The organism is Variovorax sp. 10L421, assembly GCF_056395365.1.
Map to the genome: position 1 here is coordinate 52079 of NZ_JBFTJJ010000012.1, position 25962 is coordinate 78040.

Below are 25962 nucleotides of genomic sequence, written 5' to 3' on the forward strand. Positions count from 1 at the left end.
GGCGCGCTCAGGCCTTCGCTGCGTTGCGCGAGGGCCACAGCACGGAGGCGATGGCGACCATCATCAGCGCCACTGCCACCCAGTCCTGCCAGTGCACGGCTTCGCCCAGCCACACCGCGCCGCTGAAGACGCCGAGCACCGGGATGAACATCACGCTGAGCGTCGAGGCGATGGGCGGCAGGCCGCGCGCCAGGTAGAACCAGGCGGCATGCGCGAAGCCGAAGATCAGCACGGCGTTGTAGCCGATCGAAGCCCAAGTCACGCGGCCCGGCCAGTACATCTGGCCGCGCTCGAACAGCAGCGAGAGCACCGTCATCACCACCGCGGTCAGCGCCGTCATCCAGAACGACAGCGTGAGCGTCGGCAGCCCGATGCGCGTGTGCCGCAGCAACTGAGTGCCCAGTGCCCATGTGGCGGCCGCCACCAGTGCCAGCGCCACGTAGCCGGGCCGCCCCGCGAAGTCGGTGAGTTCATGCCACAGCAGCAGCCCCACGCCGATCGCGCAGGCGCCCACGCCCAGCCACGCGCGCCGCGTGAGCACCGCGGAGAACAGCAGCGCGCCGATGACGGCCGAGAACACCGGCATCGTGTAGCCCAGGATCGCCGCGCGCCCGCCTGAGAGCGCCTTCACCGCGAGGATGATGCAGGCGTGCCAGACGAACATGTTGGTCGCGCCCAGCCACAGCAGCTCGGGCCACGCGCTGCGCGGCACGCGGAACGGCACCTTCATCCATACCAGCGCGAGGGCCAGCACCGGCACGCCGAGCCAGATCGAGATCGCGCGAAAGGCGAGAGGTGGATAGTCGGCGACGCCCAGTTTCATCACGGGCCAGTTGAACCCCCATGCAAGGGTCAGGAGAACGAGCAGTACCAGCTGGCGCGGGGTGAAGGAAGGCATGGGCCGCGCCGGCTACAGCAGCCGCTTCAGATACCGCCCCGTGTGGCTCGCCTCGTTCGCCGCGATGTCTTCAGGCGTGCCTTCGCCCACCACCGTGCCGCCGCCCGCGCCGCCCTCGGGGCCCATGTCGATCAGCCAGTCGGCCGTCTTGATGACGTCCAGGTTGTGCTCGATCACGACGATGGTGTTGCCCGCGTCGCGCAGCTGGTGCAGCACCTTCAGCAGCAGCTCGATGTCGGCGAAGTGCAGGCCGGTGGTCGGCTCGTCGAGGATGTAGAGCGTGCGGCCGGTGTCGCGCTTGCTGAGCTCCAGCGCGAGCTTCACGCGCTGCGCCTCGCCGCCCGACAGCGTGGTGGCCGACTGGCCCAGCTTGATGTAGCTCAGGCCCACGTCGAGCAGCGTGCGCAGCTTGCGCTCGATGGTGGGCACGGCCTTCAGGAATTCGTGCGCCACCTCCACCGTCATCTCGAGGATCTGCGCGATGTTCCTGCCCTTGTAGAGCACCTCGAGCGTCTCGCGGTTGTAGCGCTGGCCGTGGCACACCTCGCAGGGCACGTACACGTCGGGCAGGAAGTGCATCTCGACCTTCACCACGCCATCGCCCTGGCAGGCCTCGCAGCGCCCGCCCGCCACGTTGAAGCTGAAGCGGCCGGGGCCGTAGCCGCGCTCGCGCGCGGTGTTGGTCTCGGCCATCAGTTCGCGGATCGGCGTGAACAGGCCCGTGTAGGTGGCCGGGTTGCTGCGCGGCGTGCGGCCGATGGGGCTCTGGTCGACGTTGATGACCTTGTCGAAATACTCAATGCCCTCCACCGATTCGTGCGCGGCCGGCTCTTCGTGCGCGCGGTACAGCGTGCGTGCAACGGCGGTGTAGAGCGTGTCGTTCACCAGTGTCGACTTGCCGGAGCCCGACACGCCGGTCACGCAGGTCAGCAGGCCGACCGGGAAGGCCACGCTCACGTTCTTCAGGTTGTTGCCTGTGGCGCCGACCACGCGAATTTCCTGCAGGTCGGTCTGCGTGGCGAGGTGGGCCGCCTCGCGCGCGGCACGGCGTTCGGCCGCGGGGCTCTGCGGAAAGCGCGAGGGCTTCCTGCCTTCGTTGAAGGCCGGCTTCTTCACGACCGGCAGCCAYGCGGTGCGGTGCCTGGGCACTTCGATCTTCTTGGTGCCCGAGAGGTACTGGCCCGTGAGCGAATCGGGGTTGGACGACACCTCGGTATACGTGCCCTGCGCCATCACGCGCCCGCCATGCACGCCGGCGCCGGGGCCCATGTCGATCACGTGGTCGGCGGCGTGGATCATGTCCTCGTCATGCTCCACCACGATCACGCTGTTGCCGATGTCGCGCAGATGCTTCAGCGTGCCGATCAGGCGGTCGTTGTCGCGCTGGTGCAGGCCGATGCTGGGCTCGTCGAGCACGTACATCACGCCCGTGAGGCCCGAGCCGATCTGCGAGGCCAGGCGGATGCGCTGCGCCTCGCCGCCCGAGAGCGTTTCGGCGCTGCGGTCCAGGCTCAGGTAGTTGAGGCCCACGTCGTTCAGGAACTTCAGCCGCAGGCCGATCTCGCGCACCACCTTGTCGGCGATGTCGGCCTTGGCGCCGCGCAGCTTGAGCGTCTGGAACCACGCGAGCGAGTCGCGCAGCGTGAGATGGCTCAGTTCGAAGATCGCCATGCGCGGCGGCTCGCTGCCATCGGCCGGGCGGGCCGATTCGTCCACCAGGAACACGTTGCGCGCTTCGGGCCGCAGCCGCGAGCCGCCGCAGTCGGGGCAGGGCTGCAGGTTGCGAAAGCGCGCGAGGTCTTCACGCACCATCACCGAATCGGTCTCGCGGTAGCGCCGCGCCATGTTCGGGATGATCCCCTCGAAGGGGTGCTTCTTCGTGAGCTTCTTGCCCGCGAAGTTGCCCGACTCCATGGTGTAGTTGAACTTGATCTCCTCGGCCGCCGAGCCGTTCAGCAGCACCTGCTGCACCGAGGCTGGCAGCGACTCGAAGGGCGCATCGACGTCGAACTTGTAGTGCTTCGCGACGCTCTCGATCATGCTGAAGTAGTAGCCGTTGCGGCGGTCCCAGCCCTTGATGGCGCCGCTCGCGAGCGAGAGCGAGGGAAAGGCCACCACGCGCGCCGGGTCGAACACCTCGCGGTGCCCGAGGCCGTCGCAGCTCGGGCAGGCGCCCACGGGCGAGTTGAACGAGAACAGGCGCGGCTCCAGTTCCGACAGCGAGTAGTGGCAGATCGGGCAGGCGAACTTGGCGTTGAACAGGTGTTCCTTGTCGGGCGCACCCTCGGCGCCGAGTTCGAGCGCTATCGCGCGGCCCTCGGCCAGGCGCAGCGCGGCCTCGAAGCTCTCGGCCAGGCGCTGCTGCATGTCGGGGCGCGCGCGCAGGCGGTCGATCACCACGTCGATGTCGTGCTTCTCGGTCTTCTTGAGCTTGGGCAGGTCGTTGTATTCGTAGGTCTGCCCGTCGACGCGAAAGCGCACGTAGCCGGCCGCCTGCATCTCGGCGAAGAGCTCGAGGAACTCGCCCTTCTTCTCGCGCGCCACGGGTGCCAGGATCATGAGGCGCGGTTCGTCGGGAATCGCGAGCGTCGCATCGACCATCTGCGAGACCGTCTGCGCCTGCAGCGGCAGGTGGTGGTCAGGGCAGTAGGGCGTGCCGGCGCGGGCGTACAGCAGGCGCAGGTAGTCGTGGATCTCCGTCACCGTGCCCACGGTGGAACGCGGGTTGTGGCTGGTGGCCTTCTGCTCGATGCTGATCGCGGGCGAGAGGCCCTCGATCACGTCGACGTCGGGCTTGTCCATCAGCTGCAGGAACTGCCGTGCATAGGCCGACAGGCTCTCGACGTAGCGCCGCTGCCCTTCGGCATACAGCGTGTCGAAGGCCAGGCTCGACTTGCCCGAGCCCGACAGGCCGGTGATGACCACCAGCTTGTTGCGCGGAATGTCGAGATCGACGTTCTTCAGGTTGTGCGTGCGCGCACCGCGGATGCTGATGCGCTGCTGCGCCAGCACGGCGCCGAGGTAGGTGTTTCGCTCGAGTTCCGCGTCGCGTGCGCTTTCCTCGTCGGCGGCGGCGTATTCAGTGGCTTTTGAATTCAAAGGGGGCGATCGTCCGAGGGCAACCGGACATGATAGACCGCCGCGCATTTCATGGCGAGGTGCCGGGTTGCGGCGGAGACGGATGCACCGGCTCCGAGCTCCGACAGCCTTGGGGCACAATCGAGGGTTCCTCTCAACCTCCTCCTTCATCTACTTATCAGGGGCAGTGCATATGGCATCGGTCAATAAAGTCATCGTCGTCGGCAACCTGGGGCGCGACCCCGAAATGCGGACCTTCCCGAGCGGCGATCAGGTCGCGAACGTCACCGTGGCCACCACCGATCGCTGGAAAGACAAGCAAAGCGGCGAAATGCGCGAAGCCACCGAATGGCACCGCATCGTCTTCAACGGCCGCCTGGCCGAAATCGCCGGCCAGTACCTGCGCAAGGGCTCGCAGGTGTACGTCGAAGGCAGCCTGCGCACGCGCAAGTGGACCGACAAGGACGGCATCGAAAAGTACACCACCGAAATCCGTGCCGACCAGATGCAGATGCTCGGCAGCCGCCAGGGCCAGGGCGGCCCGTCGGGTGGCCCCGGTGATGACGACGGCGGCTACTCGCAAGGTGGTGGCGGCGGTGGTTATTCGCAGGGCGGTGGCGGTGGCGGCGGGTACGCCGCGCGTGCGCCCGCGGCGGCACCGCGCGCTCCGGCGCCGGCTCCACGCCAGGCGCCGGCCAAGTCGTCGTCGGGCTTCGACGACATGGATGACGACATTCCGTTCTGAACGGGCCTTTTTACTTTTTGAACAAGAGCCAGGCGTCGCGAGACGCCTGGCTCTTTGCAATTGGGGAGATGACTGGGCAGAGCTAATACTTTGATTTTCAAAATTAGGCAAAAATCATTTGTAACGCCCTTACATCCCCCGTATATTGTTCCAAAATGCAACCGTTGCGTTCTCTACCGTGCCACACTGTTGTCCACGGAGCTACCCGGCTCGTACAAGCGACAGGATCAAACCCATGTCTTTGTCCGTCTGGGCCAGGATTCGCCTGCCGCTGGTAATTTTCATCCTCGGCGCGGCGCTATCGATCGCCCTCAGCATTTCGGCGCGCCAGGAGATCGGGCGCAGCGCCCAGGTGCGCTTCGACGCAACCGCGTTCGATCTGGCACGCAAGGTCGAGGCTCGCTTCGACGACTACATTGCCGTCCTCATCGGCCTGCGTGCGCGATTCAACACCTCCGAGGCCGTGACGCGAAGCGATTTCAGGGACTACGTCGCGGGGCTGAACCTTGCGACCGCGTACCCCGGTTTCCAGGCCGTCACCTATGCGCCCCGCGTTGCGGCGGGCGACAAGCAGTTCTTCGAGGCACGGGTCCGTGGCGATGCCAGTCTCGACGCCAGCGTTGCCTCCCGCTTCGCCATCAAGCCGCCCGGCGAGCGTGACACCTACTACCCGCTGATCTACATCGAACCGCAGGCCGGCAACGAGAAGCTGCTCGGCAACGACCTGGGCGCGATGCCCGACAGGGGGGACGCGCTCGAGCAGGGGCGTGACACCGGCGGGCTCGTCTCCTCCGGGCGCAAGGTGCGCATCCCGGGTCGCGAGTCCGACATCGGATTGGCGATGCGGCTGCCGGTCTATCGCACGGGGCAGCCGCTCGATACGCTCGAGCAGCGGCGCAGCGCCTATATGGGTTCGGTCGGCGCGGGCTTCAGCATCGCAGGCATGCTGCGCGACATGGTGGGCGACGATGCCGCGAGGACGCTCCGGCTGCGCCTGATCGATGCCGGCCCGGGCCAGGGGGCGGTCGGCACGCGCGTCGAGACCAGGTTCGTGAAGCCGACCCCCTTCGGCGAGCGGCAACTGCTGTTCGACAGCGCGGCCTTGGCGAAGTCGGCCGTCGCACCGGCGCGCAGCCTCGAGCGTGTGCTCGGCTTCGAGTTGGGCGGCCACTCCTGGCTGGTCGAGGTCGGCCAGGACGAGCGCCAGGTCTTCGGTCCGCTCGACAAGGCCATCCCCTGGTTCATCGTCCTCGGCGGCCTGGCCACCAGCATGCTGATTGCCGGCATCGTCTTTTCGCTGACCACTTCACGCAGCCGGGCCCAGGTCCTGGCGACCGAGATGACCAGCCACCTGCGCACCAGCGAACGACAGTTGGAGGATGCCCAGCACCTGGCGAGCCTGGGCAGCTGGATCCTCGATCCCGAAACCGGAGCCCTGCAATGCTCCGAGGAAGCCCGGCGCATCCTCGGTTTCGAGACCGACCTCTTGCTGCCAGACCTGCCGGCGCTGCTCTCGCGAGTTCCGGACTCGGAACGCTCCGAGGTCGAACGACAGATCGCGCAGGCCTCCCGGTCCATGGAACGCAGCGAATTCGAGCACCGCCTGTGCCTGCCCGATGGCACCGAACGCTGGCTGCACGTCATTGCGCAGTCGGCCGAGGAAGACGGAAAGACGCTGGTGCGCGGCACCGTGCGCGATGCCACGCGGCGCCGCAAGGATGCGTTGCGCCAGAAGCTCGAGTACGAGATCGCCCGGCTGCTTGCCGGCGATGGCGCGGCAGAGACGGTGATCACGCAGGCGCTGGAGGCGGTATGCACCGAGTTGCGCTGGGACTGCGGCATGTTGTGGCGCGTCGGCGACGACGGCCTGGTTCGCTGCGCCGCCGCCTGGCATGCCGACAGCGGCCCGGCCGTGCGGCAATTCGTCAGCGACAGCCGCTCGCTCGAATACCGGCCTGGCGAAGGCTCGCTGGGCCGCGCCTGGGGGACCGGTGGCGTCGTGCAAATCGACACCCGGGCAGCCCCGGGCGACTTTGTGCGCGATGCGATGGCGGGGCAGGCCGGACTGGCTGGCGGCCTCGTTGTGCCGATGGTCACCACCGGTGTGACCACCGCGCTGGAGCTTTTTGCCCGCAATCCGTACGTGGACGACGCCGAGACGCTGGAGTCGCTGCGTGTGATCGCCCTGCAGATTGCCCAGTACGAGCAACGCAAGCTGGCCGAGCGAAATCTTCGTTTCATGGCCAGCCACGACGAACTCACCGGGTTGTTCAACCGCGCCGCGCTGCAACACGAGCTTGATCGCGCCATCAAGCGCAGCAACCGCCATCAGAAGCAGTTCGCGGTGATGTTCGTCGACCTGGATCGCTTCAAGCACATCAACGACACGCTCGGCCATGGCGTGGGCGACGAGATGATCAAGACCTGCGGCGAGCGCCTCACGGCGCTGCTGCGCGAGGACGACGTGGTGGCGCGTTTCGGCGGCGACGAGTTCGTGCTGCTCCTGGAGAACCTGTCCAGCGCGAACGATGCCGCGGTACTCGCCGAAAAGGTGCTGGCCTGCTGCGCCGAGCCTTTCGTCATCGAGGGGCGCGAACTGCACGTCAGCGCCAGCGTCGGCGTGAGCATCTACCCGGACAACGGCGGCGACGTCGAAGCGTTGCTGAAGAACGCCGACACCGCGATGTACCGGGCCAAGGAAAGAGGCCGCAACACCTTCCGGTTCTACGCGGCGAAGATGAATGCACAGAGTACCGAGCGGCTGATCCTGGAGAGCGCACTGCGCCATGCCGTGGAACGAGGCGAACTGGAGATGCACTATCAGCCGAAGATGAATCTGCAGACCCGGCGCATCGTCGGTGTCGAGGCGCTGATGCGCTGGCACCATCCGGTTCTGGGCATGATCCCGCCCGTGCAGTTCATTCCGATCGCCGAAGAGATCGGCTTGATCGTGTCCATGGGCCGGTGGGCGCTGGAGAGGGCCTGCGCCGATGCGCGCGCGTGGCGGAATTACGGTCTGCCGGACGTGTTGATGAGCGTCAACCTGTCGCCGCGCCAGTTCGAAAGCCAGACGCTCGTCGCCGACATACGGGGCATCCTGGAAGCCTCGGGCCTGGAGCCGGCGCTGCTCGAGCTGGAAATTACCGAAGGTGCGGTGATGGAGAACCCCGAATATGCGGCCAATTTGCTCCGGACGATTCGAGACATGGGCGTCGGCCTCGCCATCGACGATTTCGGAACGGGCTATTCCTCGCTCTCCTATTTGAAGCTTTTCCCGCTGTCGACCGTCAAGATCGACCGTTCCTTCATCAACGATCTCTCGCAGGACGCCGATGCACGGGCGCTCATCGACGGCATCATCACCCTGGCCCACGGGCTGCGAATGAAGGTGGTGGCCGAGGGCGTGGAAACCGAAGCACAACTCGACTACCTGCGCATCCGCGGATGCGACGAGGTCCAGGGCTATTGGCTGTGCAAGCCCGTGCCCGCCGACGAGGCACGCAATTTCATGGCGCGTCACCTGCGCAACCAGTTTGCTCCGTCGGTAGCGGCCTGACGGCCGGACCTTCGGGCAATCGTCACCGGGCACGTTGCTCGGACCTACTCGCAACTTCACAGGAGCATTCATGATCGATTCCACCCAAGGCAAGACGCTCGAGCAGACGATCGCCGCCATCCAGGCCCTCGACCTCACGCTGATCAAGTTCAAGGCCAGCCGCAAAGAGGACGGCTACGGCTGGTCGGCCGGCTACGCGGACCAGATGGAGGTGGCCTACAAACGCTACCTGATACTGCACGCCAAGCACCCCGACCTGACGCTTGCTCCTGAGCAGGACGTCGACCGCTTCTGGCACATGCACATCCTCGACACGAGAAAGTACGCAGCCGATTGCGAAGCCACCTTCGGCCATTTCCTGCACCACTTCCCGTACCTTGGCCTGCGCGGCGAGGATGACGCCAAGGCGCTGCAGGAGGCCTTCCTGGAAATGCAGCGCTTGTCTGCCGAGGAGTTCGGCGAGCCGATGCCCCATCGCGAGCCGGGCAAGGATTCAGCCGCATGGTGCTCGCTCGAAGCGGGCAAGCCTTCAGCCGCATGGTGCTCGCTCGAGGCGGGCAAGCCTTCGGCCGCATGGTGCTCGCTCGAGGCGGGCAAGCCTTCGGCCGCATGGTGCTCGCTCGAGGCGGGCAAGCCTTCAGCCGCGTGGTGCTCGCTCGAGGCGGGCAAGCCTTCAGCCGCGTGGTGCTCGCTCGAAGCGGGCAAGCCTTCAGCCGCGTGGTGTTCGCTCGAGGCGGGTAAACCTTCAGCCGCGTGGTGTTCGCTCGAGGCGGGCAAGCCTTCGGCCGCATGGTGTTCGCTCGAGGCGGGCGCCGCGGCAGGAGCTTCGGTGAAGGCCGGTGTGTATGAGTCGGCAGCTTCGCGTGCGGGTTCGAATCTGCGCGAATAAATGAAGGAATAGCGGCGCCACCGCGAAGGCGGTGCTGGCGCCGCATCCCGGCTCGCTGACATTCCTGGCTTCGCCGGAGGCCTCGCGTGACAACGAATGTCATCCGGAATGCGCGCATCGCCGATGCAGCGGCGCCCATGTATCCATCGGTGTTACCGGCAACGCCAGTTCGCCCGGAGCCAGCGAGTGGCATGCATGTTGCTGAATCATTTTTTTACAATGTATTCGGCAATGACGCATTCGTTGGATGACGGGAGCCGTGTCTCCCTGGACCGCCGTGTTTTCTTTCTCGGCGCGGCAAGCGCCCTCGCGCTGGGAACGACGGCCTGCGGAGGTGGGGGTGGAGGCGGTGGCGCGGGGTGGCTCGCCGGTGCTTCGGGCGCCGTGCCGCAACAGGCGGCGGCCGCTTCGGGCGATGCGGTGGTTGCCGACACCGACGCGGTCGTCCCAGGGGCGACCGACCCGGTGCCCTCGCCGCAGGCGCGCAAGTTCGTCCACCCCGGCCTGCTGCACACCGAGGCCGACTTCGAACGCATGCGCCAGAAGGTCGGGGCCCAGGCGCAACCCTGGCTCGGCGGCTGGAACGCGCTGACTTCCAACGGCCGCTCGCAGCTGGGCGCCACGCCCCGCCCGCTGGCAACGGTGATCCGCGGCGGAGACGGCCAGAACTTCGCGCAGATGTACATCGACATCGCGCGCGCCTATCAGCTGGCGCTGCGCTGGAAGGTCTCGCAGGACAAGCGCTACGCCGACCTGGCGGTGGTCTTCCTGAATGAATGGTCGTCCACGCTGACCACGCTCACCGGCAACGCCGACCGCTTCCTGGCGGCAGGCATCTACGGCTACCAGTTCGCCAACGCGGCCGAGATCATGCGCACCTACGAGGGCTGGGCCGCGAGCGACTTCGCGCGCTTCCAGAACATGATGCTCACCGTGTTCTATCCGCTCAACCACAGCTTCCTGATCAACCATAACGGCTCCGAGATCACCAACTACTGGGCCAACTGGGATCAGTGCACGCTGGCTTCGATGCTGGCCATCGGCGTGCTGTGCGACCGGCAGGACATCTACGACGAGGCCATGGGCTACTACAAGACGGGCCAGGGCAACGGTGCGGGCCTGCAGGCGGTCTACCAGGTGCATCCGGGCTACCTCGGCCAATGGCAGGAAAGCGGCCGCGACCAGGGCCATTGCACGCTGGGCATCGGCCTGGCGGGCGCGTTCCACGAAATGGCGTGGAACCAGGGCGACGACACGTACGGCTACGAGAACAACCGCTTCCTCGCGGGCGCCGAGTACGTCGCCAAGTCCAACCTGACCGACGGCGCCGGCAATTTCTACACAGTGCCTTTCCTCACCAACATCAACAGGCAGGGCACGCAGTCGGTGCTGTCGACGGCGGGCCAGGGGCACCGGCGCGGCATCTGGGAAAGCGTCTACAACCACTATGCGAACCGCCTCGGCGTCGCCGCGCCCTACACCGCGCTGCAGGCCCTGCAGATGCGGCCCGAGTCGGACGGCGGCAACGGCGACCAGCTGGGTTTCGGCACGCTGACCTTCACGCGCGATCCGCTCGCGGCGCAGGGCATGCCGAGCGGGCTCACGGCGCGGGTGCGTGCCACGCAGGTGGTGCTGTCGTGGTGGGGCTGCCCCGACGCGCAGAGCTACACCGTCAAGCGCGCGAGCACCTCGGGAGGGCCCTACACCGCCATCGCCTCGGGCATCACCGACACGCTGACTTTCACCGACAGCGGCGTCGCGGCCGGCGGTGTCTGGTACTACGTGGTCGTCGCCGTGGGCGCTTCGGGCGAGAGTGCCGCCTCCAACGAGGAAAGGGCAGCACTCGAGGCCGAACTGCTGCTGCAGCTCAAGTTCGACGAATCGACCGGCACCCAGGCCGCCGACGCCACCGGGCGGTTCGCCGCCAGCGAGCTGCAGGGCGGCGCGGCCTGGACCGCCGGACGCCGGGGCAACGCCGTCGGCCTCACGGGCACGGGCGGCCATGTCGCGCTGCCGGCGGGCGTGGCGAAGGGCCTCGCCGACTTCAGCATCAGCGCCTGGCTGTACATCGACAGCCTGGCGACCTGGTCGCGGGTCTTCGACTTCGGCTCGAGCACGCGCCGCTACATGATGCTGACGACCCGCAGCAACAGCGGCACGCCGCGTTTCGCGATCTCCACGGTCCATGGCTACAACGAGCAGGTGATCGACGGTTCGGCGGCGCTCCCCACCGGGCGGTGGGTGCACGTCGCGGTGACCGTGTCCGGCGCGCTCGGGACCCTCTACGTGGACGGCGTGGAGGCCGGCTCCAACACGCAGATGGGCTTTGCGCCCATCGACCTGGGCGCCACCACGCAGAACTGGCTGGGCCGCTCGCAATATTCCAGCGACCCGTACCTGAAGGGCCGCATCGACGACTTCCGGATCTACGGCGGCGCGCTGGGCAGCGCGGAGGTGGCGGCGCTGGCTGCCGCGTAGCGGGCTTCTTCTAGACCAGCCCCGCCAGCTGGCCCTGGCAGACGTACTTGGTGTGCATGTAGTCGTCCAGGCCATGCACCGAGCCTTCGCGGCCGTAGCCCGATTCCTTCACACCGCCGAAGGGCGCCGCTTCGGCCGCCAGCGCGCCTTCGTTGATGCCGACGATGCCCGACTCCAGCGCGTCGGCCACGCGCCAGATACGCCGCACGTCGCGCGAGTAGAAGTACGCCGCGAGCCCGAAGGGCGTGTCGTTGGCGGCGGCGATCACCTCGGCCTCGCTCTCGAAGCGCGTGACCGGCACCACGGGTCCGAAGGTTTCCTCGCAGCTGCAGGCCATCGTCGCATCGGCGCTCACCAGCACGGTAGGCGCGTAGTAGTTGGGGCCGTCGCAGCGCGCGGAGCGCAGCCGCTCGCCGCCGACCACGATGCGCGCGCCCCTGGCCACGGCGTCGCGCACGTGCCGCTCGATCTTCTCCACGGCGCGCGCGTTGATCATCGGGCCGATCTGCGAGCCGGGCTCGGTGGCGGGGCCGACCTCGAGCGCGCCGACCCGCGCAGCCAGCTTGTCGACGAACGCGTCGTGCACACGGGCCTGCACGAACACCCGGTTCGGGCTCACGCAGGTCTGGCCGCCGTTGCGGAACTTGGCGGCCATCAGGCCCTCCACGGCGGCATCGACGTCGGCGTCGTCGAACACGATGAAGGGCGCATTGCCGCCGAGTTCCAGCGACAGCTTCTTGAGCGTATCGGCCGAACGCCTTGCGAGGTGCTTGCCGACCGGCGTCGAGCCGGTGAACGTGACCTTGCGCACGCGCGCATCGTCGAGCCAGGCATCGACCACCTCGGGCGTGCGCTCGCGCGAGGCCGTCACGATGTTGAGCACGCCCGGCGGCACGCCGGCTTCTTCGGCCAGCGCCACCAGCGCGAGCGAGGTCAGCGGTGTGTCTTCCGCCGGCTTGCACACCACCGTGCAGCCCGCTGCGAGGGCCGGTGCGATCTTGCGCGCGATCATGGCCGCCGGAAAGTTCCATGGCGTGATCGCCGCGATCACACCCACGGGTTCCTTCAGCGCGAACATGCGCCGGCCCGGCACGGACGCCGGGATGATGTCGCCGTTGGCACGCGTGGCCTCCTCGGCGAACCATTCGATGTAGCTGGCCGCATAGGCGACTTCGCCGCGGCCCTCGGCCAGCGGCTTGCCCTGCTCGCGCGAGATGAGGTGGCCCAGGTCTTCCTGGTACGCGATCACGAGGTCGTTCCAGCGCTTGAGGATCTGCGCGCGCTGTTTGGCCGGCACCGCGCGCCATGCGGGAAAGGCGGCGTGCGCGGCATCGACGGCGGTGCGCGCATCGGCGGCCGTGCCGTCGGGCACGCTCGCGAAGACGGCGTCGGTGGCGGGATCGCTGACGTCGAGGCGGCGCGAATCGCTCGCTTCGCGCCATTCGCCGCCGATGAGCTGGCGTCCGGGCATCAGGTTCCTGTATTCGGGTTCGAGTGTCATGGTCGGAGGGTCTTTCTCTTCATTCAGGATGCGGTTACGCGTTCGGCGATCGCGATGCCCACCTCGGTGGTGCTGGCCGAGCCGCCGAGGTCGGGCGTGCGCGGCCCCTCGCGCAGCACCGCCTCGATCGCGCCCAGGATCGCGTCGTGCGCGGCGCGGCCCGCGCCCTGGCCCTGCGTGAGGAAGTCCAGCATCAGCGCGCCGGACCAGATCATCGCGATGGGGTTGGCGATGTTCTGGCCATGGATGTCGGGCGCCGAGCCGTGCACCGGCTCGAACAGCGACGGGAACTTGCGCTCCGGGTTGAGGTTGGCCGATGGCGCGAGGCCGATGGTGCCGGTGGTCGCGGGCCCGAGGTCGGACAGGATGTCGCCGAACAGGTTGCTCGCCACCACCACGTCGAAGCGCGTGGGCTGCAGCACGAAGCGCGCCGACAGGATGTCGATGTGCTGCTTGTCGACCGTCACCTCGGGGTAGTCGAGCCCGACGGCGTCGGCGCGCCGGTCCCACCACGGCATGCTGATCGCGATGCCGTTGCTCTTTGTGGCCACCGTCAGGTGCTTGCGCTTTCGTGCCCGCGCGGTCTCGTAGGCGTAGCGCAGCACGCGGTCGGCGCCATGGCGCGAGAAGACCGACTCCTGGATCACGATCTCGCGCTCGGTGCCCTCGTACATCACGCCGCCGAGCGAGGTGTATTCGCCCTCGGTGTTCTCGCGCACCACGAGGTAGTCGATGTCGCCGGGCTTGCGGCCGGCGAGCGGGCAGGGCACGCCCTCGAACAGGCGCACCGGGCGCAGGTTGATGTACTGGTCGAACTCGCGGCGGAACTTCAGCAGCGAACCCCAGAGCGACACGTGGTCGGGCACGGTGGCGGGCCAGCCGACGGCGCCGAAGTACAGCGCGTCGACGCCCTTGAGCTGTTCCTTCCAGTCGTCCGGCATCATCTGGCCGTGCTGCGCGTAGTAGTCGCAGCTGGCCCAGTCGACGGTGCGGCAGTCGAGCTCGAAGCCGAAGCGTTCCGCGGCGGCCTGCACCACGCGCAGGCCCTCGGGCATCACTTCCTTGCCGATGCCGTCGCCGGCGATCAGCGCGATGCGGAAGGTGGGTGTCATATCGGTCTTTCTCATGAAGCGTGGACGGCCGCGCGGTCCATCTCGTCGAGCCAGCCGCGGCGCAGCTCGGGTACCGAGCGCGCCAGCAGCTCGTAGTAGGGGTGGTGCGGGCCGCGGTCATAGTCGGCGCGCACCACCTGCGCGAGCTTGCGGCCGTGCTGCATGACAACGATCTCGTCGCACACGGCGCGCACGGTGTGCAGGTCGTGGCTGATGAAGAGATACGACACGCCGAGTTCTCGCCGCAGCTGCGCGATCAGGTCGAGCACCGCCGCGCCGACCACGGTGTCCAGCGCCGACGTGACTTCGTCGCACAGGATCAGGTCCGGGTCGGCCGCCAGCGCGCGAGCGAGGTTCACGCGCTGCTTCTGCCCGCCCGAGAGGCCGCCCGGCAGGCGCCCGGCCACGGTCTGCGGCAGCTGCACCAGGTCGAGCAGCTCGCGGATGCGCCGCTGCAGCGGCTCGCCGCGCAGGCCCTTGTAGAACTGCAGCGGCCGCGCCAGGATGCGCTCGATGGTCTGCGACGGGTTCAGCGCCGTGTCGGCCATCTGGAACACGATCTGGATCTGGCGCAGCTCTTCCCGCTCGCGCTGTGCCAGCGTTGGCTTGAGTGCGCGGCCGTTGAACAGCACGCTGCCGTGGCACGGCTTGAGCAGGCCGGCGACGGCGCGCGCCAGCGTGGTCTTGCCCGAGCCCGACTCGCCGATCACGCCGATGGCCTGGCCCCGGTAGAGCTTGAGATCGATGTTCTCCAGGATCATCTTGGCCGGCCGTCCCTGTGCGTCGACAGGGCCATAGCCGGCGGAAAGCTCGCGCACCTCGAGCAGCAGCTCGGCGCCGCCCGGGGTCGCGCCGGATTCGCGCGGCGCCGGGCGGGCGGCGGCCAGCAGGCACTTCGTGTACTCATGGGCCGGCGTCGCGAGAATCTGCTCGGTGGCATTCACCTCCTGCATCCGGCCGTTGCGCAGCACCAGGATGTGGTCGGCCATCTGTGCCACCACCGCGAGGTCGTGGCTCACGTACACCGCGGTCGCGCGGCGCTCGCGCACCACACGGCGGAAGGCGCGCAGCACCTCGATCTGCGTCGTCACGTCGAGCGCGGTGGTCGGCTCGTCGAGGATCACGAGATCGGGGTCGGCGATCAGCGCCATGGCCGCCATCAGCCGCTGCAGCTGGCCGCCCGACACCTGGTGCGGGTAGCGCGTGCCGATGGTCTCCGGCTCGGGCAGCGCGAGCTCGCGGAACAGCTGGATCGCCTTCGCCTCGGCCTCGGCGCGCGTGCACAGGCCATGGATGCGGCACGGCTCGACCACCTGGTCCATGATCGTGCGCGAGGGATTGAAGGAGGCCGCCGCGCTCTGCGCGATGTAGGTGACCGTTCGTCCGCGCAGCGCGCGCTGCCGGGGTGCATCGAGCGCCAGCACGTCGGTGCCGCCGATGCGCACGCTGCCTGCCGAGATGCGGCAGCCTTGGCGCGTAAAGCCCATCAGCGCGAGCGCCGTGGTGGTCTTGCCGGAGCCCGATTCGCCGATCAGCGCCAGCACCTCGCCGGGCTGCACGGAGAAGCTCAGGTTGTCGACCAGCGTGCTCGCGCCGGCCGCGATGCTCAAGTCGTTGACGATCAGTGTTGCGCCCATGTCAGTGGCTCCCGTTTGCGCCGGGAACACCGCGGAACCGGCTTTGCCGGGCCGCTGGTGTTGCCCCCGGAGAGGGGGTGGGAGGCCACACGAAGTGGGCAAGCCTGGGGGTGAGCTTCATCTTGCTCCTCGTTCGCGGGCGGCGCGGCCCGGCAGGTTGTCGATGACGAGGTTGACCGAGATGGTCAGGCTCGCGATGGCCAGCGCCGGCACGATCACCGAGGCGCCGCCCATGGCCAGTGCGCCGATGTTCTCGCGCACCAGCGAGCCCCAGTCGGCCGCCGGCGGCTGGATGCCGAGGCCGAGGAAGCTCAGGCTCGCCAGCAGCAGCACGGTGTAGACGAAGCGCAGGCCGAGGTCGGCCAGCATCGGCCCGAGGATGTTGGGCAGGATCTCGCGCAGCATGATGTAGAGCGTGCCCTCGCCGCGCGTGCGCGCCACGGTCACGTAGTCGAGCGCGTTGATGTTGACGGCCAGCGAGCGTGCGATGCGATAGGCGCCCGGCACGTAGATGATGGCCGCCGTCACGACCAGCATCGGCACCGAGGAGCCGAAGCCCGCCACCATGATGAGCGCGAACATCTTGCTCGGTATCGCGGTCAGCGTGTCGAGGCAGCGGCTGAGCAGCGTGTCGGTCCAGCGTCCGCTGGCCGCGGCCAGCAGCGCCAGCGTGGTGCCGGTGCCGCTGGCCAGCAGCGTGGCGAGCAGCGCGACGCCGACCGTATAGCGTGCGCCTTCGACGATCAGCGCCAGCATGTCGCGCCCGAGGTAGTCGGTGCCCAGCCAGTGCGCCGCGCTCATGGGCGCGAAGACGCTGTTGCCGCCCATGGTGCCCGAGGAGTGCGACAGCAGCCAGGGCCCGAGCGCGGCCGCGAGCAGCCAGAACAGCAGCACCGCGAGGCCCAGCAGGCCGGAGACGCCGAAGCCGCGAAGCCAGCGCAGCGGATGCCGCCCGCGTTGCTCGCTCGGCGCTGCGACGGCGGTGGCCGTGGCGCCCAGGGCCGATGAGGAGGTGGATGTTTCCATGGGGCTCGCCTCAGCGGTGGCGCAGTCGGGGGTTGGCGACGATGCCGCAGATGTCGGCTGCCGTCACGAGGATCAGGTAGCCGGCGCAGAAGATCATGGCGCAGGTCTGCACCAGCGGCATGTCGCGCTGCGAGACGCCGTCGACCATCAGCTTGGCGATGCCGGGATAGTTGAAGATCGTCTCGACGATGATCACGCCGCCCAGCAGGTACGACAGGCTCAGCGCCACCGCATTCGCGATCGGGCCGACCGCGTTGGGCAGCGCATGCGCCAGCACCATGCGCATCGGCGAGGCGCCCTTGAGCCGCACCATCTCGATGTAGGGCGCCTCGAGCTGGTCGATCACCGCGGCGCGCGTCATGCGCATCATCTGCGCGACGATCACGCAGCACAGCACCAGCACCGGCATCGCGAAGGCGCGCAGCAACTGTCCGACCGACTCGATCTCGTTGACGAAAGAGAGCGCCGGCAGCCAGTGCAGCTTGACCGCGAACACCAGCACCGCGAGCGTCGCGACCAGGAACTCCGGCACCGACACCACCGCCACCGCCGACGTGGAAGCCGCGCGGTCGAACCAGGAGCCGCGCCACACGGCCGAGGCGATGCCCAGCGCCAGCGCGATCGGAACCGAGAACAGGGCCGTCACGGCCGCGAGCAGCAGCGAGTTGGGAAGGCGGCTTGCCACCAGCTCCGACACCGGCATCTGCGTGGTGGCCGAGCGGCCGAGGTCGCCCCTGGCCATGCCGAGCAGCCATTGCGCATAGCGCCGCGGCGCCGGCACGTCCAGCCCCATCTGCGTGCGCAGCGCGGCCAGCGCCTCGGGCGTGGCTTCCTGGCCGAGCTGCTCCTGGGCTGCATCGCCCGGCAGCACGGCGGTGATCGAGAACACGATCACCGACACCGCCAGGAGCGACAGCAGCGCCAGCGCGATGCGCTGGACGAGGAGCTTGAGGATCACATGGTTCATGAAGAATGTTCCGGCGCGCGGATCAGGCTTCCAGCCACACGTTCTCGGCGAAGTTGTAGCCCATCAGCCCGCCCAGCGGAATCGGCGACAGCCCCTTGAGCTTGGAGCTATGGCCGTCGATGCTCGCAAGGAACAGCGGGATGCCGATGCCGGCGTCCTGGTGGATCATGGTCTGCATGTCGGCGTACATCTGCTTGCGCTTGGCCAGGTCGGTCTCGGCGCGCGAGGCCAGCAGCAGCTGGTCGAACTTCTCGTTCTTCCAGCGCGACTCGTTCCAGGCCGCACCCGACTGGAAGAACTGCGTCAGCAGCACGTCGGCGCTCGGGCGCGGGTTGACGTTGCCGAAGCCCACCGGGCTGTTGAGCCAGTGGTTCGACCAGTAGCCGTCGGCCGGCATGCGCTTGATGTCGATCTCCAGGCCCGCGCGCTGCGCGGTCTGCTGCAGCATCAGCGCCATCTCCACCGAGTAGAGCGCTGCCGGCGAAGCCACCATCGGCACCTTGCCGGTGACGCCGGACTTCTGCAGATGGAACTTGGCCTTGTCGAGGTCGAACGGGCGCTGCGGCAGGCCCGCGAAGTAGAAGCGGTTGGTCGGATCGATCGGCTGGTCGTTGCCGAGCACGGCGTAGTCGAGCGCGATCGTCTTCTTCATCTGCGCACGGTCGAACATGTACTTCATCGCGAGCACGAAGTCGGGGTTGGCGCCGGGGCCCGTGTCCTTGCGCATGATGAGGTCGGAGTACTGGCCCGACTGGGTGAGGAAGATGCCGAACCCGGGCGTGCCCTTCACGCGCTCCACCGAGCGCGGATTGACCGAGCCCACGAGGTCCATGCCGCCGGACAGCAGCGCGTTGACGCGCGCGCTCTCGTCGCCGATGCCCACGAACTCGATCTCGTCGAGGTAGGGCTTGCCGGGTTTCCAGTAGGCGTCGTTGCGCACCATCAGCGAGCGCACGCCGGGCTTGAATTCCTTGAGCTTGTACGGGCCGGTGCCGATGCCTGCGTTGAAGTCGGTGGTGCCCTCCTTGACGATCTGGAAGTGGAAGGTGCCCAGGATCACCGGCAGGTCGGCGTTCGGCGCGCTGAGCACCATCGTCACCTCGTTCGGGCCGCTGGCCTTGACGCTCTCGATCTGGTCGGCGAGCACCTTGGCCTTGGAGGCGGTGGCGGGGTCCTTGTGGCGCATGACCGAGAACACGACGTCGGCGGGCGCGAGCGCCTTGCCGTCGTGGAAGTTCACGCCCTTGCGCAGCGTGAACACCCAGGTCTTCGCGTCCTTGGTGGTGAACGATTCGGCCAGCGCGGGCTGCGGCGCGAGGCTGCCGTCGAGCGAGGTGAGGCCGTTGTAGACCATGTTGCAGCGCGAGTAGTCGGTCTGGTTCGACTGCTTGGCCGGATCGAGCGTGTCGGTCGCCGCGGCGGTGGCGCCGGCCACCCGGAGGCGGCCGCCCTTCCTGGGCGTCTGCGCATGGGCGGACATCGCCGCGCCCGCGATGCCGCCGGCCAGCGTGGCCTGCATGCCGCCGGCCATCAGCATCGAAAGGATGTCGCGCCGCGTGGCGCCGCGCTTGAGCGACTCCATCATGCGCAGGCTTTCGCCGGGGCCGACGAGTCTGTCGAAACTCTTGTTGCTGCTGTCGCTCATGATGAAGTGCTCCTGGGGCCGTGGGTTGGAAAAAAACGAACGCGTGTTGCGGGACTGCGGGCCCTCAGGCCAGCCTGTCCTTGAGCCGGTAATAAAAGCCCACCGCCGGCAGGAACCACGGCGGGCCGAAGTGGCCGGGAATGGCGGGCCAGTCGCGGCCTCGCCAGGGGTTGGCGGACGCGTCGCCGTTCATCACGGCGGCCATGCGTTCGCCCATGTGGACCGACATCTGCGTGCCGTGTCCGCTGTAGCCCATCGCGTAGTAGAGGCCGTTGCGCTCGCCGGCATGCGGCAGGCGGTCCTGCGTCATGTCGACCAGTCCGCCCCAGCAATAGTCGAGCCGCACCGCGCCGAGCTGCGGGAAGGTCTCGGCCAGCCCCGCGCGCAGGATGTCGCCGCTCGCGGCATCCGACTGCGGGCTGGAAATCGCGAAGCGCGCGCGCCCGCCGAACACCAGCCGGTGGTCGGCCGTGAGCCTGAAGTAGTGGTGGATGTTCGCGATGGTCGTGTAGGTGCGCCGGGCCGCGAGCAGCGCCTGCGCGCGCTCCGCGCCGAGCGGTTCGGTGACCACGATGAAGCTGCCGATCGGCACGATGCGCCGGCGCAGCCAGCCGAAGCTGCCGTAGCCGCCATGGCGCGTCGCGCCCGTGGCCAGCAGCACCTGCTGCGCAGTGACCACGCCGCGCGCGGTGTGCAGCCGGTGGGCATGGCCCTGGCCCAGGCGTTCGATGCGGCGCACTTCCGTGTCCGTGTGGATCGCGGCGCCGTTGCGCTGCGCGGCCACCGCCAGCCCGTGCGCGAAGCGGCCCATGTGCATCTGGGCGCTGCGCTTGTAGAGCAGGCCGCCGTGGAAGCGCTCGCTCTGCACCTCGGCGCGCACGCGCGGTGCGTCGAGGATCTCGACGTCGTTGTCCACGCCGTCGTCGATCAGGCGTTGCACGCTGCGTTCGAGCGCGGCCATCTGGTTGGCGCGCGTGGCGAGCTTGAGCTTGCCGTGGCGCATGAAGTCGCAGTCGATGGCCTCGTCGCGCACCAGCCGCGCCACGGTGTCGACCGCGTCGTCGTAGGCGTTGTACCAGCCGCGCGCCCGCTCGACGCCGACCTTGGCCGCCACATCGGCGTAGTCGACCGCGAGGCCGTTGTTGACATGCCCACCGTTGCGCCCCGAGGCTTCGGCCGCCACGCGCGGGCCGGCTTCCAGCACCGCGACCCGGGCGCCGCGCCTGGCCATTGCCAGTGCGGCCGAAAGGCCGGTGAAGCCGCCGCCGACGATCGCGACATCGACCTGCGCCGGCAGCTCCTGCGGCGCGGCCAGAAACGCGGGGGCCGAATCGGTCCAGTAGGAGTCGAGCTTCATGGCATCCGGCCCACGCAGGAGCGAGCCGGCATGCCGCGGCGATCGAGGGCGATTTGCCTGGGGCGGGGGCTCATGGTTTCAAGTTCCTTGGACGACAAATGCGACAAGCTCATGACGAAGTGATTGCAGCACGCGGCCGTGCCGCAGGTATTGGGAAATACGGCATCCGGCGCATGAAAGCTGCGGTTTGGAGGGGGTGCGGCGGCATGCCGTGCGGTCTGCCCCTGGCGCGTGCGGCCATGCACCTCGGTGCGTCGCGGCGAAGTCGATCGGCACGCTTTTGAAGCGCAGGCCGGCATCGGGGACGAGGCGTCCGCCGATGAACTGCCCCGGAGGCACGCGGATCTTGAGCGGGCGACGACTTGCATGGGAAGAATGGAAGGAGGCCACGATGGCACCGGAGAATGGACGGACGATGCTAGGCAGGTCGGCGCGGCATTTGTGTGCGTAAGCGAACCTGTGGCGGCAGCGAATTGCAAACCCCGGGCCCTTGGCAGGCGAAGCTTGCGAGTTGCGCCGGCAGGCGATTTCGGTCTGGCATCGGGCGCTGATGTCGTCCAAGATGCAAGGGACATCCCCTTCGCTACAGAGACCCTTCAATGCCCGATCAGACCCCGAATGCACCCGACGACGGCGTGGTGCTCCGACCGATGACGTCCGCCGACTTGCCCTCCACGCATGCGCTGTCGGCCCAGTTGCGCTGGCCGCACCGGCTGGCCGACTGGGCGCAGGTGTTCGCGCATGCCGAGGGCATCGTGGCCGAGCGCGACGGCGAGATCGTCGCCACCGCACAGCGCTGGCACTGGGGCGAGCGCCATGCGAGCATCGGCCTCGTGATCGTGACGCCGGCCTGCCAGGGCCGGCGCATCGGGCACAGGCTGATGAGCGCGATGCTCGAAGGCCTGGAGGAACATACGGTACTGCTGCATGCCACCGCCGAAGGGCGCGGCCTGTACGAGCGGCTGGGCTTCGTGCGAACGGGTGAACTGAGGCAGCACCAGGGCATCGCGCAGCCGGCGCCGCTGGTTGCGCTGCAGCCGGGCTGGCGCCTGCGGCCCGCCGGCCTGAACGAGGCGGCCACCCTGCAGGCGCTCGACGCTGCGGCGCGCGGCATGCCGCGCGATGCGCTGATCGCCGACCTGCTGGCCAACGCCGATGCCTGCGTGGTACTCGACCACGACAACGAAGCGCGCGGCTTCGCGATGCTGCGCCGCTTCGGGCGCGGGCATGTCATCGGGCCTGTGGTTGCGCCCGACCTCGACGGCGCGAAGGCGCTGATCGCTCATCTCGCCAGCGTCAACGCCGGGCACTTCACGCGCATCGACATCGACTTCGACAGCGGGCTGGCCGAGTGCCTGGAGAGCATCGGGCTGCTGCGCGTTGATGCGCCTACGACGATGGTGCGTGGTGTGCCGCTGGTTACGCCGGCTGGCGGGCCTTCGCTCTTTGCTGTTGTTACTCAGGCTGTTGGGTGAAGACTTGCTCTTTGGTGGGGCGATCACGCCGACGGGGTACCTTGCTCCGCGAATGTCCCCGGCGGCCTGTGCACGCACCCCGAATACAGCGCCCGAAAACGCACCCACAAACAAAACCCATGACCACCACCACCTTCCTCTACAAATCCGATCCCGTGCGAGGCCGCCTGTGGGCCGAAGTGTTCCGCCGCCGCGCCCCCGACATCGACTTCCGCATCTGGCCCGACATCGGCGATCCCGCACAGGTTCGCTTTCTCGCCGCCTGGGAGCCGCCGGACGATCTGGCCGAGCGCTTTCCGAATCTCGAAGTGCTGTTCTCCTCGGGCGCGGGCGTCGACCAGTTCGACTTCGCCGCGCTGCCGCCCGCGCTGCCCGTGGTGCGCATGGTGGAGCCCGGCATCGTGGGCGGCATGGTCGAGTACGTGACGCATGCGGTGCTCGGCCTGCATCGCGACATGCCGCAATACAGGCGCCAGCAGCAGGAAGGGCAGTGGAAGCCGCTGCCGGTACGGCCCGCGGGTGAACGGCGCGTCGGCGTGCTCGGGCTCGGCTCGCTCGGGCAGGCCGTGCTGGCGCAACTCGTCGGCATGGGTTTTGATTGCGCGGGATGGAGCCGCTCGCGGCACACGGTCGACGGCGTGCAATGCCATGCCGGTGCCGACGAGCTGCCGGCCTTTCTTGCGCGCACCGACATCCTCGTGTGCCTGCTGCCGCTGACCGATTCGACGCGCGGCTTCCTCGACGCGCGGCTGTTCTCGATGCTGCCTGCCGGTGCCGGCCTGGTGCATGTGGGCCGCGGCCCGCAACTCGTCGACACCGACCTGCTGGCCGCGCTCGCCAGTGGCCAGGTCGGCGAAGCCGTGCTCGACGTGACCGACCCCGAACCGCTGCCGCCGGCGCATGCCTTCTGGCGCCATCCGCATGTGCAGCTCACGCCGCACATCGCGAGCATGACGCAGCCGCTCAGTGCCGCCGAAGCGGTGCTCGACAACGTGCAGCGCTTCGCCGCGGGCGAGCCCATGGTCGGGCTGGTCGATCGCCAGAAGGGGTACTGAGCGCGAGTTGCCGGAGGCACGCCGCACGATCTGCTGTCGCGGCACGCACAACGGCAGCGTGCTTCGTGCAGAGGCCTCAAAGCAGCACCAAGCCGAGGGTCGCGCATCCTAAGCTGGGGGCATCGAAAGCCTCCTTCGCCACCAGCTTCCTCCGGACACAGCCCATGACGCATCCCTCCGCATTGCCTCACCAAGCCGCGCTCGACGCGATCGATCGTGCGCACCTGATCCACCCCGTCTCGCCCTGGCGCGTGCATGAGCAGCGCGGCCCCACCGTGCTGGCCTCGGGCCGCGGCGCCTGGCTGACCGACAGCAACGGCCACGAACTGCTCGACGCCTTCGCCGGCCTGTGGTGTGTGAACGTAGGCTACGGGCAGGAGAGCGTGGTGCAGGCCGCGGCCGAGCAGATGCGCCGGCTGCCCTACGCGACCGGCTACTTCCACTTCAGCAGCGAGCCGGCCATCCGCCTTGCCGAAAAGCTGGTGCAGATCACGCCGGCATCGCTGACCCGCGTGTACCTCACGCTGGGCGGTTCCGAGGCGGTCGATGCCGCCGTGCGCTTCATCGTGCAGTACTACAACGCAACCGGCCGGCCGTCGAAGAAGCACTTCATCGCGCTGGAGCGCGGCTACCACGGCTCGTCGTCCACCGGCGCGGGCCTGACCGCGCTGCCGGCCTTCCACCGCGGCTTCGACCTGCCGCTGCCCACGCAGCACTACATTCCTTCGCCGAATCCGTACCGCCAGCCGGACGGGGCCGACGCGCAGTCATTGATCGCCGCATCGGTCGCGGCCCTGCGCGCCAAGGTGGCCCAGCTGGGCGCGGACAACGTGGCCGCATTCTTCTGCGAGCCGATCCAGGGCTCGGGCGGCGTCATCGTGCCGCCCAAGGGCTGGCTCAAGGCCATGCGCGAGGCGGCGCGCGAGCTCGACATCCTCTTCGTGGTGGACGAGGTCATCACCGGCTTCGGCCGCACCGGCCCGATGTTCGCGTGCGAGGCCGAAGGCGTGGAGCCCGACCTCATGACCATGGCCAAGGGCCTGACCGCCGGCTACGTGCCGATGGGCGCCACGATGATGTCGGAGAAGGTCTATGCCAGCATCGCCGATGGCGTGCCCGAAGGCGCCCTGGTCGGGCACGGCGCGACCTATTCGGCGCACCCGGTCAGCGCCGCGGTCGCGCTCGAGGTGCTGCGGCTCTACGAAGAGGGCGGCGTGCTCGCCAACGGCCAGCGCGGTGCGGCGCACTTTGCGGCCGGGCTCGACGCGCTGCGTGCGCATCCGCTGGTGGGCGATGCCCGCCAGCGCGGCCTGCTGGGCGCGCTGGAACTGGTGAGCGACAAGGCGAGCAAGCGCGGCTTCGACGCATCGCTCGGACTGCCGGAGCGCATCTTCGCCGCCGCCTACCGCAATGGCCTGGTGTTCCGCGCCTTCGGCGACCACGTCCTCGGCTTCGCGCCCGCGCTCACCTTCACCGAGGATGAGTTCGCGCAGCTGTTCGCGCGGCTGAGGAAGACGCTCGACGAAGTGCTCGACGCGCCTGACGTCCGCGCCGCGCTGGCGGCCTGAACAAGCCGGTACACATAGGCCCCGCAAGACCCGGCGGCGACGCAGAATCGGACTTTCCTTCTCTCCAGGCACCGCCATGTCAGAAGCTTTCAAGATCGACCGACTCGACCTGCGCATCCTGGCCCAGCTGCAGAAGAACGGGCGCATGACCAACGTCGACCTGGCCGATGCGGTGGGGTTGTCGCCCAGTCCCTGCCTGATCCGCGTGAAGCGGCTGGAGCAGGCCGGCTACATCGCGGGCTATGGCGCGCACCTGCGGCTCGAAAAGCTCGGCGACACGCTGACCGTGTTCACCGAGGTCACGCTGTCGGACCACCACCGCGAGGACTTCGTGCGCTTCGAGGCCGCGATCCGCGAGGTCGACGAGGTGCTCGAATGCCACCTCGTCAGCGGCGGCTACGACTACCTTCTGCGCTTCCTCACGCGCGGCGTGAATCACTACCAGGAAGTGATCGAGGGGCTGCTCGAACGCAACATCGGCATCGCGAAGTACTTCAGCTACATCGTCATCAAGTCGCCGTTCATCAAGACGCACTGTCCGATCGAACGGCTTTTTCCCCATGAGCGCTGACCGGCGCCTTCATCCATCCATGCCCGAAACCCATCCTCCCTCTGCTTTGCCCAACCGCTTCGTGCGGCTCGCGGAGACCGACCGGCCCGCGTTGACCCTGCACATCGACGGCGAGGCCCGCACCGCGCTGGCCGGCGACACCCTGCTGGTGGCGCTGCTGAGCAACGGACGGCGCGTGCGCGACAGCGAGTTCGGCGACGGACCTCGCGCCGGCTTCTGCCTGATGGGCGCCTGCCAGGATTGCTGGGTGTGGACGCCGGCGGGCGAGCGGCTGCGCGCCTGCTCGACGCCCGTCGAGGCGGGGATGTCGGTGCTCACGCGGCCGCCCGCGGCCCATTGGCCCGCCACGCCCGACCTGCAGCAGCTGCTGGCGCGCGGCGCCGCGGCGGCCGTGCGGTGAGCGC

19 protein-coding genes are annotated in these 25962 nt (G+C 68.4%); 9 read left to right on the forward strand and 10 right to left on the reverse strand.

The features are described from left to right. Positions 1 to 7: 7 nt before the first annotated feature. Together AC1DFC_RS16985 and uvrA are read right to left on the reverse strand one after the other, a co-directional pair. Entirely contained in the window at positions 8 to 898 is an 891-nt protein-coding gene (locus AC1DFC_RS16985) for a DMT family transporter (RefSeq protein WP_478179633.1), read from the reverse strand. A gap of 12 nt (positions 899 to 910) precedes the next feature. Continuing rightward, positions 911 to 3997, reverse strand: coding sequence for an excinuclease ABC subunit UvrA (gene uvrA, locus AC1DFC_RS16990; protein WP_478179634.1), 3087 nt, complete (start codon positions 3995 to 3997; stop codon positions 911 to 913). Between the two features lie 172 nt (positions 3998 to 4169). On the opposite strand from uvrA, the gene ssb reads away from it, so the two are divergent. From ssb to AC1DFC_RS17010, 4 genes are all read left to right on the forward strand, one after another. Continuing rightward, positions 4170 to 4721, forward strand: coding sequence for a single-stranded DNA-binding protein (gene ssb, locus AC1DFC_RS16995; RefSeq protein ID WP_413312380.1), 552 nt, complete (start codon positions 4170 to 4172; stop codon positions 4719 to 4721). A gap of 235 nt (positions 4722 to 4956) precedes the next feature. Next, positions 4957 to 8277 carry a bifunctional diguanylate cyclase/phosphodiesterase gene (locus AC1DFC_RS17000; RefSeq protein WP_478179671.1) on the forward strand — a complete coding sequence of 1107 codons (3321 nt, stop codon included), beginning with the start codon at positions 4957 to 4959 and terminating at the stop codon, positions 8275 to 8277. A 70-nt stretch (positions 8278 to 8347) separates the two neighbouring features. Further along, on the forward strand, positions 8348 to 9166 hold the full coding sequence (locus AC1DFC_RS17005) for a glycine-rich domain-containing protein (protein WP_413312383.1): 819 nt from the start codon (positions 8348 to 8350) through the stop codon (positions 9164 to 9166). Between the two features lie 231 nt (positions 9167 to 9397). Then, positions 9398 to 11644: a LamG-like jellyroll fold domain-containing protein gene (locus tag AC1DFC_RS17010; RefSeq protein WP_478179635.1), complete on the forward strand. Its 2247-nt coding sequence runs from the start codon at positions 9398 to 9400 to the stop codon at positions 11642 to 11644. Between the two features lie 10 nt (positions 11645 to 11654). On the opposite strand, the gene AC1DFC_RS17015 is transcribed toward AC1DFC_RS17010, so the two are convergent. The 8 genes from AC1DFC_RS17015 to AC1DFC_RS17050 all read right to left on the reverse strand — a co-directional run bounded on the left by AC1DFC_RS17015 (position 11655) and on the right by AC1DFC_RS17050 (position 21450). Continuing rightward, positions 11655 to 13145: an NAD-dependent succinate-semialdehyde dehydrogenase gene (locus AC1DFC_RS17015; protein WP_478179636.1), complete on the reverse strand. Its 1491-nt coding sequence runs from the start codon at positions 13143 to 13145 to the stop codon at positions 11655 to 11657. Between the two features lie 23 nt (positions 13146 to 13168). Then, positions 13169 to 14257, reverse strand: a complete 1089-nt coding sequence (locus AC1DFC_RS17020; protein WP_042672651.1) for a tartrate dehydrogenase — start codon at positions 14255 to 14257, stop codon at positions 13169 to 13171. Between the two features lie 11 nt (positions 14258 to 14268). After that, the gene (locus AC1DFC_RS17025) at positions 14269 to 15894 is read right to left on the reverse strand and encodes an ABC transporter ATP-binding protein (protein WP_478179637.1); all 1626 of its coding nucleotides are present in this window, start codon (positions 15892 to 15894) and stop codon (positions 14269 to 14271) included. Between the two features lie 117 nt (positions 15895 to 16011). After that, positions 16012 to 16920: an ABC transporter permease gene (locus tag AC1DFC_RS17030; protein WP_413312390.1), complete on the reverse strand. Its 909-nt coding sequence runs from the start codon at positions 16918 to 16920 to the stop codon at positions 16012 to 16014. Positions 16921 to 16930: 10 nt separating this feature from the next. After that, positions 16931 to 17887 carry an ABC transporter permease gene (locus AC1DFC_RS17035; RefSeq protein ID WP_478179638.1) on the reverse strand — a complete coding sequence of 319 codons (957 nt, stop codon included), beginning with the start codon at positions 17885 to 17887 and terminating at the stop codon, positions 16931 to 16933. A gap of 22 nt (positions 17888 to 17909) precedes the next feature. Continuing rightward, positions 17910 to 19532, reverse strand: a complete 1623-nt coding sequence (locus AC1DFC_RS17040; protein WP_007828495.1) for an ABC transporter substrate-binding protein — start codon at positions 19530 to 19532, stop codon at positions 17910 to 17912. A 64-nt stretch (positions 19533 to 19596) separates the two neighbouring features. Then, positions 19597 to 20889 (reverse strand): NAD(P)/FAD-dependent oxidoreductase, encoded by a 1293-nt coding sequence (locus AC1DFC_RS17045; protein ID WP_007828493.1) that lies wholly within the window; start codon positions 20887 to 20889, stop codon positions 19597 to 19599. A gap of 78 nt (positions 20890 to 20967) precedes the next feature. After that, complete coding sequence (locus AC1DFC_RS17050; RefSeq protein WP_478179639.1) at positions 20968 to 21450, reverse strand: hypothetical protein; 483 nt, start codon at positions 21448 to 21450, stop codon at positions 20968 to 20970. A gap of 38 nt (positions 21451 to 21488) precedes the next feature. On the opposite strand from AC1DFC_RS17050, the gene AC1DFC_RS17055 reads away from it, so the two are divergent. From AC1DFC_RS17055 to AC1DFC_RS17075, 5 genes are all read left to right on the forward strand, one after another. After that, complete coding sequence (locus tag AC1DFC_RS17055; protein WP_007828491.1) at positions 21489 to 22364, forward strand: GNAT family N-acetyltransferase; 876 nt, start codon at positions 21489 to 21491, stop codon at positions 22362 to 22364. 119 nt (positions 22365 to 22483) lie between these two features. Further along, entirely contained in the window at positions 22484 to 23419 is a 936-nt protein-coding gene (locus AC1DFC_RS17060) for a 2-hydroxyacid dehydrogenase (RefSeq protein ID WP_478179640.1), read from the forward strand. Between the two features lie 164 nt (positions 23420 to 23583). Continuing rightward, positions 23584 to 24987, forward strand: coding sequence for an aminotransferase class III-fold pyridoxal phosphate-dependent enzyme (locus tag AC1DFC_RS17065; RefSeq protein WP_478179641.1), 1404 nt, complete (start codon positions 23584 to 23586; stop codon positions 24985 to 24987). A gap of 76 nt (positions 24988 to 25063) precedes the next feature. Next, positions 25064 to 25558, forward strand: a complete 495-nt coding sequence (locus AC1DFC_RS17070) for an Lrp/AsnC family transcriptional regulator (RefSeq protein ID WP_007828485.1) — start codon at positions 25064 to 25066, stop codon at positions 25556 to 25558. Positions 25559 to 25577: 19 nt separating this feature from the next. Next, on the forward strand, positions 25578 to 25958 hold the full coding sequence (locus tag AC1DFC_RS17075) for a (2Fe-2S)-binding protein (protein ID WP_478179642.1): 381 nt from the start codon (positions 25578 to 25580) through the stop codon (positions 25956 to 25958). The last annotated feature ends 4 nt before the right edge of the window (positions 25959 to 25962 follow it).

Bases quoted from the DNA above. Each gene is read 5' to 3' on its own strand.
- AC1DFC_RS16985 (WP_478179633.1), bottom strand. From the start codon at position 898: ATGCCTTCCTTCACCCCGCGCCAGCTGGTACTGCTCGTTCTCCTGACC.
- ssb (WP_413312380.1), top strand. From the start codon at position 4,170: ATGGCATCGGTCAATAAAGTCATCGTCGTCGGCAACCTGGGGCGCGAC.
- AC1DFC_RS17000 (WP_478179671.1), top strand. From the start codon at position 4,957: ATGTCTTTGTCCGTCTGGGCCAGGATTCGCCTGCCGCTGGTAATTTTC.
- AC1DFC_RS17005 (WP_413312383.1), top strand. From the start codon at position 8,348: ATGATCGATTCCACCCAAGGCAAGACGCTCGAGCAGACGATCGCCGCC.
- AC1DFC_RS17010 (WP_478179635.1), top strand. From the start codon at position 9,398: ATGACGCATTCGTTGGATGACGGGAGCCGTGTCTCCCTGGACCGCCGT.
- AC1DFC_RS17015 (WP_478179636.1), bottom strand. From the start codon at position 13,145: ATGACACTCGAACCCGAATACAGGAACCTGATGCCCGGACGCCAGCTC.
- AC1DFC_RS17020 (WP_042672651.1), bottom strand. From the start codon at position 14,257: ATGACACCCACCTTCCGCATCGCGCTGATCGCCGGCGACGGCATCGGC.
- AC1DFC_RS17025 (WP_478179637.1), bottom strand. From the start codon at position 15,894: ATGGGCGCAACACTGATCGTCAACGACTTGAGCATCGCGGCCGGCGCG.
- AC1DFC_RS17030 (WP_413312390.1), bottom strand. From the start codon at position 16,920: ATGGAAACATCCACCTCCTCATCGGCCCTGGGCGCCACGGCCACCGCC.
- AC1DFC_RS17035 (WP_478179638.1), bottom strand. From the start codon at position 17,887: ATGAACCATGTGATCCTCAAGCTCCTCGTCCAGCGCATCGCGCTGGCG.
- AC1DFC_RS17040 (WP_007828495.1), bottom strand. From the start codon at position 19,532: ATGAGCGACAGCAGCAACAAGAGTTTCGACAGACTCGTCGGCCCCGGC.
- AC1DFC_RS17045 (WP_007828493.1), bottom strand. From the start codon at position 20,889: ATGAAGCTCGACTCCTACTGGACCGATTCGGCCCCCGCGTTTCTGGCC.
- AC1DFC_RS17055 (WP_007828491.1), top strand. From the start codon at position 21,489: ATGCCCGATCAGACCCCGAATGCACCCGACGACGGCGTGGTGCTCCGA.
- AC1DFC_RS17060 (WP_478179640.1), top strand. From the start codon at position 22,484: ATGACCACCACCACCTTCCTCTACAAATCCGATCCCGTGCGAGGCCGC.
- AC1DFC_RS17065 (WP_478179641.1), top strand. From the start codon at position 23,584: ATGACGCATCCCTCCGCATTGCCTCACCAAGCCGCGCTCGACGCGATC.
- AC1DFC_RS17070 (WP_007828485.1), top strand. From the start codon at position 25,064: ATGTCAGAAGCTTTCAAGATCGACCGACTCGACCTGCGCATCCTGGCC.
- AC1DFC_RS17075 (WP_478179642.1), top strand. From the start codon at position 25,578: ATGCCCGAAACCCATCCTCCCTCTGCTTTGCCCAACCGCTTCGTGCGG.